The sequence below is a fragment of the Pseudescherichia vulneris genome (genome assembly GCF_902164725.1).
Taxonomy (GTDB): domain Bacteria; phylum Pseudomonadota; class Gammaproteobacteria; order Enterobacterales; family Enterobacteriaceae; genus Pseudescherichia; species Pseudescherichia vulneris.
In genome coordinates, this window is sequence record NZ_LR607338.1 from 3044120 (window position 1) to 3051284 (window position 7165).

General features: G+C 57.4%; 6 protein-coding genes. 3 read left to right on the top strand and 3 right to left on the bottom strand.

Going from position 1 to position 7165, the window contains the following annotated elements; translation table 11 throughout:
- Window positions 1-186: 186 nt before the first annotated feature.
- A complete protein-coding gene (gene acnB, locus FN633_RS12615; RefSeq protein ID WP_154057937.1) occupies window positions 187-2784 on the top strand; it encodes a bifunctional aconitate hydratase 2/2-methylisocitrate dehydratase in 2598 nt (865 codons plus the stop codon).
- Between the two features lie 141 nt (window positions 2785-2925).
- Entirely contained in the window at window positions 2926-3288 is a 363-nt protein-coding gene (yacL, locus tag FN633_RS12620) for a protein YacL (protein ID WP_144817669.1), read from the top strand.
- Window positions 3289-3338: 50 nt separating this feature from the next.
- Here the strand turns inward: yacL and speD are convergent, their stop codons facing one another.
- The 3 genes from speD to FN633_RS12635 form a co-directional block, all read right to left on the bottom strand.
- The gene (gene speD / locus FN633_RS12625; RefSeq protein WP_042390548.1) at window positions 3339-4133 is read right to left on the bottom strand and encodes an adenosylmethionine decarboxylase; all 795 of its coding nucleotides are present in this window, start codon (window positions 4131-4133) and stop codon (window positions 3339-3341) included.
- Complete coding sequence (gene speE / locus FN633_RS12630) at window positions 4130-5002, bottom strand: polyamine aminopropyltransferase (protein WP_154057938.1); 873 nt, start codon at window positions 5000-5002, stop codon at window positions 4130-4132. The genes speD and speE overlap by 4 nt, the downstream gene beginning before the upstream one ends.
- A gap of 102 nt (window positions 5003-5104) precedes the next feature.
- Complete coding sequence (locus FN633_RS12635; RefSeq protein ID WP_103820681.1) at window positions 5105-5452, bottom strand: YacC family pilotin-like protein; 348 nt, start codon at window positions 5450-5452, stop codon at window positions 5105-5107.
- A gap of 145 nt (window positions 5453-5597) precedes the next feature.
- Here FN633_RS12635 and cueO point away from each other — a divergent pair, with 145 nt between their 5' ends.
- On the top strand, window positions 5598-7145 hold the full coding sequence (gene cueO / locus FN633_RS12640; protein WP_154057939.1) for a multicopper oxidase CueO: 1548 nt from the start codon (window positions 5598-5600) through the stop codon (window positions 7143-7145).
- Window positions 7146-7165 lie beyond the last annotated feature (20 nt).

Consider the following 7165-nt stretch of genomic DNA (forward strand, 5'->3'; position numbering starts at 1 on the left):
TCGTTGAACCTTAACGATTCAGCTAATATTTAATGTTGCTTTTTTGTAAACAGATTAACACCCCCCCTAAATCCTGATATGCTGCCCAATGCGGTATCGGGCATTACCCTACACACTACTGTTTCACAGAAGCATGAAGAGATCGCCCGCCGCACTATGACAATGAGAGCGAGGAGAAATACCGTCGTGCTAGAAGAATACCGTAAGCACGTAGCCGAACGTGCTGCCCAGGGAATTGTACCCAAGCCTATCGATGCAACCCAAATGGCCGCACTGGTCGAGCTGCTGAAATCCCCGCCAGCGGGTGAAGAAGAGTTCCTGTTAGATCTGCTTTCCAACCGTGTTCCGCCGGGCGTTGATGAAGCCGCCTATGTAAAAGCAGGCTTCCTGGCCGCCATCGTAAAAGGTGAAGCCACCTCGCCGCTGATTACAGCGGAAAAAGCCGTTGAACTGCTCGGCACCATGCAGGGTGGTTACAACATCCATCCGCTGATTGATGCGCTGGACAACGACGCGCTGGCCCCGATTGCCGCGAAAGCGCTCTCCCATACGCTGCTGATGTTCGACAACTTCTACGACGTGGAAGAGAAAGCGAAAGCGGGCAACGCTCATGCGCAGCAGGTGATGCTCTCCTGGGCTAACGCCGAGTGGTTCCTGAGCCGCCCGCCGCTGGCTGAAAAAATTACCGTTACCGTCTTTAAGGTGACCGGCGAAACCAATACCGATGACCTCTCTCCGGCACCGGATGCCTGGTCACGTCCGGATATCCCGCTGCACGCGCTGGCGATGCTGAAGAACCCCCGTGAAGGCATTGTGCCAGACGTGGTGGGTGCCGTTGGCCCGATCAAGCAGATTGAAGAGCTGAATAAAAAAGGTTTCCCGCTGGCCTACGTCGGTGACGTGGTCGGTACCGGTTCATCCCGTAAATCCGCCACCAACTCGGTGCTGTGGTTTATGGGCGATGACATTCCAGCTGTGCCGAACAAACGCGGCGGCGGTCTGGTGCTGGGCGGTAAAATCGCACCAATCTTCTTCAACACCATGGAAGATGCGGGTGCACTGCCCATCGAAGTGGACGTGAACAACCTGAACATGGGCGACGTGATTGACGTCTATCCGTTCAAAGGCGAAGTGCGCAACCACGAAACTGGCGAACTGCTGGCCAACTTCGAGCTGAAAACCGACGTGCTGATTGACGAAGTGCGCGCCGGGGGCCGTATTCCGCTGATCATCGGCCGTGGCCTGACCACCAAGGCGCGTGAAGCCCTGAGCATGCCGCACAGCGACGTCTTCCGCAGCGCGAAAGCGGTTGAAGCCAGCAACAAAGGCTTCTCGCTGGCGCAAAAAATGGTGGGCCGCGCCTGTGGCGTGACGGGTGTTCGCCCTGGCGAATACTGCGAACCGAAAATGACCTCGGTTGGCTCGCAGGACACCACCGGTCCGATGACCCGTGATGAACTGAAAGATCTGGCCTGCCTCGGCTTCTCCGCCGACCTGGTGATGCAGTCCTTCTGCCACACGGCGGCCTATCCGAAGCCGGTGGATGTGACCACGCACCATACGCTGCCGGACTTCATCATGAACCGCGGCGGTGTGTCGCTGCGTCCGGGCGATGGCATCATCCACTCGTGGCTGAACCGTATGCTGCTGCCGGACACCGTCGGCACCGGCGGTGACTCCCACACCCGCTTCCCGGTAGGGATCTCCTTCCCGGCAGGCTCTGGTCTGGTGGCGTTTGCCGCAGCGACCGGCGTTATGCCGTTGGATATGCCGGAGTCGGTGCTGGTGCGCTTCAAAGGCACAATGCAGCCGGGCATTACCCTGCGCGATCTGGTGCATGCTATTCCGCTGTACGCGATCCGTCAGGGGCTGCTGACCGTTGAGAAGAAAGGTAAGAAAAACATCTTCTCTGGTCGTATCCTCGAGATCGAAGGTCTGCCGGAGCTGAAAGTAGAGCAGGCGTTTGAACTGGCCGATGCCTCTGCCGAGCGTTCCGCTGCAGGCTGTACCATCAAGCTGGATAAGGCACCGATTACCGAGTACCTGACCTCTAACATCGTGCTGCTGAAGTGGATGATTGCGGAAGGCTACGGCGATCGCCGTACCATCGAGCGCCGTATTCAGGGCATGGAGAAGTGGCTGGCGGATCCGCAGCTGCTGGAAGCCGATGCCGATGCCGAGTACGCCGCGGTCATCGAGATCGATCTGGCCGATATCAAAGAGCCGATCCTCTGCGCGCCGAACGATCCGGATGACGCACGCCTGCTCTCTGACGTCGCGGGTGAGAAGATTGACGAAGTGTTTATCGGCTCGTGCATGACCAACATCGGTCACTTCCGCGCTGCCGGTAAGCTGCTGGACAGCCATAAAGGCCAGCTGCCGACCCGCCTGTGGGTCGCGCCGCCAACCCGTATGGATGCCGCTCAGCTGACGGAAGAGGGCTACTACAGCGTCTTCGGTAAGAGCGGGGCGCGTATTGAGATCCCGGGCTGCTCGCTGTGCATGGGTAACCAGGCGCGCGTAGCCGATGGTTCAACGGTGGTGTCGACCTCGACGCGTAACTTCCCGAACCGTCTGGGTACCGGAGCGAACGTCTTCCTGGCATCAGCGGAGCTGGCTGCGGTCTCTTCGCTGCTGGGTAAACTGCCGACGCCGGACGAGTACCAGATCTTTATGGCGCAGGTCGATAAGACAGCGGTGGATACCTATCGCTATCTGAACTTTGACCAGCTCGGCCAGTACACCGAGAAAGCCGACGGCGTGATCTTCCAAACCGCCGTGTAAGTTAGGCCAGGCAATACGCCCACCTAAAGCCCCTTCGTCTTACGAAGGGGTTTTTTTTATTTCTCCTCCTTCTCCCCGTTACGCTGTTTTTCTTCTCCGCGGCTGCGATAATTACACTATTGCGGATGTGAGGAAAAAAACATGGATTACGAATTCTTACGCGACATCACGGGCCAGGTGAAAGTGCGCATGTCGATGGGCCACGAGGTGGTCGGACACTGGTTTAACGAAGAGGTGAAAGAGAATCTCGCCCTGCTGGATGAGGTAGAGCAGGCGGCGAAAACCGTCAAAGGCAGCGAGCGCCAGTGGCAGCGAATTGGTCATGAGTACACGCTCTGGATGGACGGCGAAGAGGTCATTATCCGCGCTAACCAGCTGGAGTTCTCCGGGGATGAGATCGAAGAGGGGATGAGCTACTACGACGAAGAGAGCCTGTCGCTGTGCGGCGTTGAGGATTTTCTTCAGGTCGTCACGGCGTACCGCACGTTTATTCAGCAGAAGTAGCCTGTTTTAAAGATAGTGTCGGAGCGTCCCTGCTCCGGCTTCAGCAGAGATTACACGGCGGGAATATTGCGCGCATAGTAGATCTCGCGCATCTCTTTCCACAGCGATTCGGTAATGGCCTCCCGCTCTTCGGCAGTCAGATCTTCCGGGCGGGTATGGAACATATAGTGCTTCAGGTCGAACTCTTTCAGCATCATCTTGGTATGGAAGATGTTCTCCTGATAGACGTTCACGTCCACCATGTCATACAGCGCCTTCATATCCTCGGAGAGGAAGTTCTGAATCGAGTTGATCTCATGGTCGATGAAGTGCTTCATGCCGTTGATGTCGCGGGTAAAGCCACGTACGCGGTAGTCAACGGTGACGATGTCCGACTCAAGCTGGTGGATCAGGTAGTTCAGCGCCTTCAGCGGGGAGATGACGCCGCAGGTTGAAACCTCAATGTCGGCGCGGAAGGTGCACAGACCGCCTTCCGGGTGGCTCTCCGGATAGGTGTGCACACAGATGTGGCTCTTATCAAGATGGGCAACCACCGTCTCCGGCAGCGGGCCGGGGTGCGCGGTTTTATCAATCAGAGTCGGATCGACCGGCTCTTCGCTCACCAGAATAGTCACGCTCGCCCCCTGCGGCTCATAGTCCTGGCGGGCAACGTTGAGGATATTCGCGCCGATGATGGAGCAGGTCTCAGTGAGGATCTCCGTCAGGCGGTTAGCGTTATAGAGTTCGTCGATATAGGCAATATAGCCGTCACGCTCTTCGGCGGTTTTGGCATAACAGATATCGTAGATACAAAAACTCAGGCTTTTGGTCAGGTTGTTAAAGCCATGCAGTTTCAGTTTTTTCAATTTTTATCACCTCCTTCGGAGAGCGCATCGAGCAGGTATTGCGGCAGGGCGAAAGACGCCGTATGGACAGCCGGGTTGTAGTAGCGACAGGTCAGAGCGGCATTATGGAAGCGTGCCTGAATAATCTCAGTAGAGAGGTTACGCAGGATCTCGTTGTCCGTCGCCCAGGCGAAGGTCATGATGCCGCCGTAATAGGTGGGCACCGCCGCCTGGTAGAAGCTAACGTCGCTAAAGTAGTGGCTCAGCTTTTTATGGCTGCCTACGGCCTCATCCTGCTGCAGGAAGCTTACACCGTTCTGGGCAACGAAGATCCCGCCTGGATTCAGGCAACGCTTGCAGCCCGCATAGAAGTCGGAGGTAAACAGGCTCTCGCCCGGCCCCACCGGATCGGTGCAGTCGGAGATAATCACGTCAAAGGTTTGCGTAGTCTGGTTGACGAAGTTGACGCCGTCGTCAATCACCAGCGTAAAGCGCGGATCGTCGTAGCTGCCGGCGTTGTGATTCGGCAGATACTGGCGGCAGAACGACACAACGCCTGCGTCGATCTCGACCATGGTGATGGTTTCAACATTTTTATGCCGGCTCACTTCGCGCAGCATCGCCCCGTCGCCGCCGCCGATGATCAGCACATGCTTCGCCTGGCCGTGGGCCAGCAGCGGAACGTGGGTCATCATTTCGTGATAGATAAATTCGTCACGCTCGGTGGTCTGGACAACGCCGTCCAGCGCCATCACACGGCCAAAAGCGGCGTTCTCAAAGATGATCAGATCCTGGTGATCGGTCTTCTCGTGGTACAGCACGTTATCAACGGCAAAGTACTGACCAAACTGGTCATGCAGCGTTTCATGCCACTGGCGGGTATCAGCCATGCATCCTCCTTCGTTAACATCCACACAAAATGGGCGCAACATCATAGCTAACTACAGCCGTTGATGCACGGCTATAACTTTAGCAGGGGAGGCGGGTTTGCGTTACTTGACGTACGCCAGCAGGCTGAGGGAGTCCCGGGCCAGCGCTTTGCATTTTTTGGCAACCGGAATGCCAATGCCGCTGAGATCGCGATAGCTATCTTCGCCGAGGGATTTCATATCAAAGGTGTCGTAATTGCTCAGATCCCACTGGTTCTGCTGGGCAAAAAACACCAGCGCCCGGCGGATCTGGCCATTCGGTAGATTCTGGTAACCACAGTCGTTTTTCAGAAACACGAACACTGCCGTCAGATCGGCCATGTCCTCCGCTTCAGACTCGCTGAGAGCATAACTATTTGCTGACATCGCCAGCAGGCTGGTGAACACAACGGTTCTGAAAAACATCTTCATTCTTCTTACCAAAACATCACGGAAATTAAACGTTAGCATACTTGTGGGTAAGGCGACGATCTTTATTATTCGCCTTTCGCTTGACCTTGCCGCAGGGGCAGGGTTTAAGCTCAGGAGACCGTTTGCCGACGATAAGGATTCGACTATGCAACGCCGTGATTTTCTAAAATATTCCGCTGCGCTTGGGGCGCTCGGCGCGCTGCCGACGTGGGCGCGGGCCGCCGCGCCAGAGGGGCAGACTACGCTGCCGATACCCGATCTGCTTACTCCCGACGCCCAGAATCGCATCAGGCTTACCGTGCAGGTTGGCTCCTCTACTTTTGGGGATAAAACCGCCACGACCTGGGGCTATAACGGCAACCTGCTGGGACCCGCGCTTCAGCTGCGGCAGGGCAAAGCGGTGACGGTGGAGATCCGTAACCGACTCGCGGAAGAGACTACCGTTCACTGGCACGGACTAGAGGTGCCGGGTGAGGTCGACGGCGGCCCGCAGGGGATCATCCCGGCGGGCGGTGCGCGGGAAGTGACCTTCACGCCCGATCAGCGGGCGGCGACCTGCTGGTTCCATCCACATCAGCATGGCAAAACCGGCCATCAGGTCGCGATGGGCCTGGCGGGGCTGGTTCTGATCGAGGACAACGAGAGCCGCATGCTGCGTCTGCCCAAGCAGTGGGGCATCGACGACGTGCCGGTGATCGTGCAGGACAAACGTCTGGCTGCTGACGGCCAGATCGATTACCAGCTTGACGTGATGAGCGCGGCGGTGGGCTGGTTTGGCGAGATCCTGCTGGCAAACGGGGCGATCTATCCTCAGCACGCGGCCCCGCGCGGCTGGCTGCGTCTACGCCTGTTGAACGGCTGCAATGCGCGGACCCTTAACTTTGCTCTCAGCGACGGACGGCGGATGTACGTCATCGCCAGCGACGGCGGTCATCTCGCCGAGCCGGTTGCGGTGACGGAGCTACCGGTGCTGACCGGGGAGCGTTTTGAGGTGCTGGTGGATATCAGCGACGGCAAGCCGGTCGATCTGGTTACGCTGCCCGTCAGCCAAATGGGCATGGCCCTTCCACCGTTTGACCAGCCGCACCCGGTACTGCGCATTCAGCCGCTGCGGGTCACTGCCTCCGGCATGCTGCCCGATACCCTGGTTAACGTGCCAGCGCTGCCGGATCTCACGGGCTTAACCCAGCGCACCTTCCATCTGTCGATGGATCCGATGCTCGACATGATGGGGATGCAGGCGCTGAAGGATAAGTACGGCGACAAGGCAATGACCGGGATGCATCACGGCGGCATGATGGGTCATATGAATATGAACATGGATCACGGCGGCCACGGCGGCGAGTTTGATTTCCACAGTGCCAACCGCATCAACGGTAAAGCCTTTGATATGCATAACCCGCTGTTTGCCGCGAGCAAAGGAGAGTATGAGCGCTGGGTGATTTCAGGGGAGGGGGACATGATGCAGCATCCATTCCATATCCACGGCACGCAGTTCCGCATTCTGTCAGAGAACGGCAAGCCGCCTGCGTCCCATCGCTCAGGCTGGAAGGATACGGTAAACGTCTACGGCGCGCGTAGCGAGGTACTGGTGAAGTTCGATCACGATGCCCCGAAAGAGCATGCCTACATGGCGCACTGTCATCTGCTGGAGCATGAGGATACGGGAATGATGATGGGATTCACGGTATAAAAAAAGGCCGGATGACGTTA

Bases quoted from the DNA above. Each gene is read 5' to 3' on its own strand.
- FN633_RS12635 (WP_103820681.1), bottom strand. From the start codon at position 5,452: ATGAAGATGTTTTTCAGAACCGTTGTGTTCACCAGCCTGCTGGCGATG.
- yacL (WP_144817669.1), top strand. From the start codon at position 2,926: ATGGATTACGAATTCTTACGCGACATCACGGGCCAGGTGAAAGTGCGC.
- cueO (WP_154057939.1), top strand. From the start codon at position 5,598: ATGCAACGCCGTGATTTTCTAAAATATTCCGCTGCGCTTGGGGCGCTC.
- speE (WP_154057938.1), bottom strand. From the start codon at position 5,002: ATGGCTGATACCCGCCAGTGGCATGAAACGCTGCATGACCAGTTTGGT.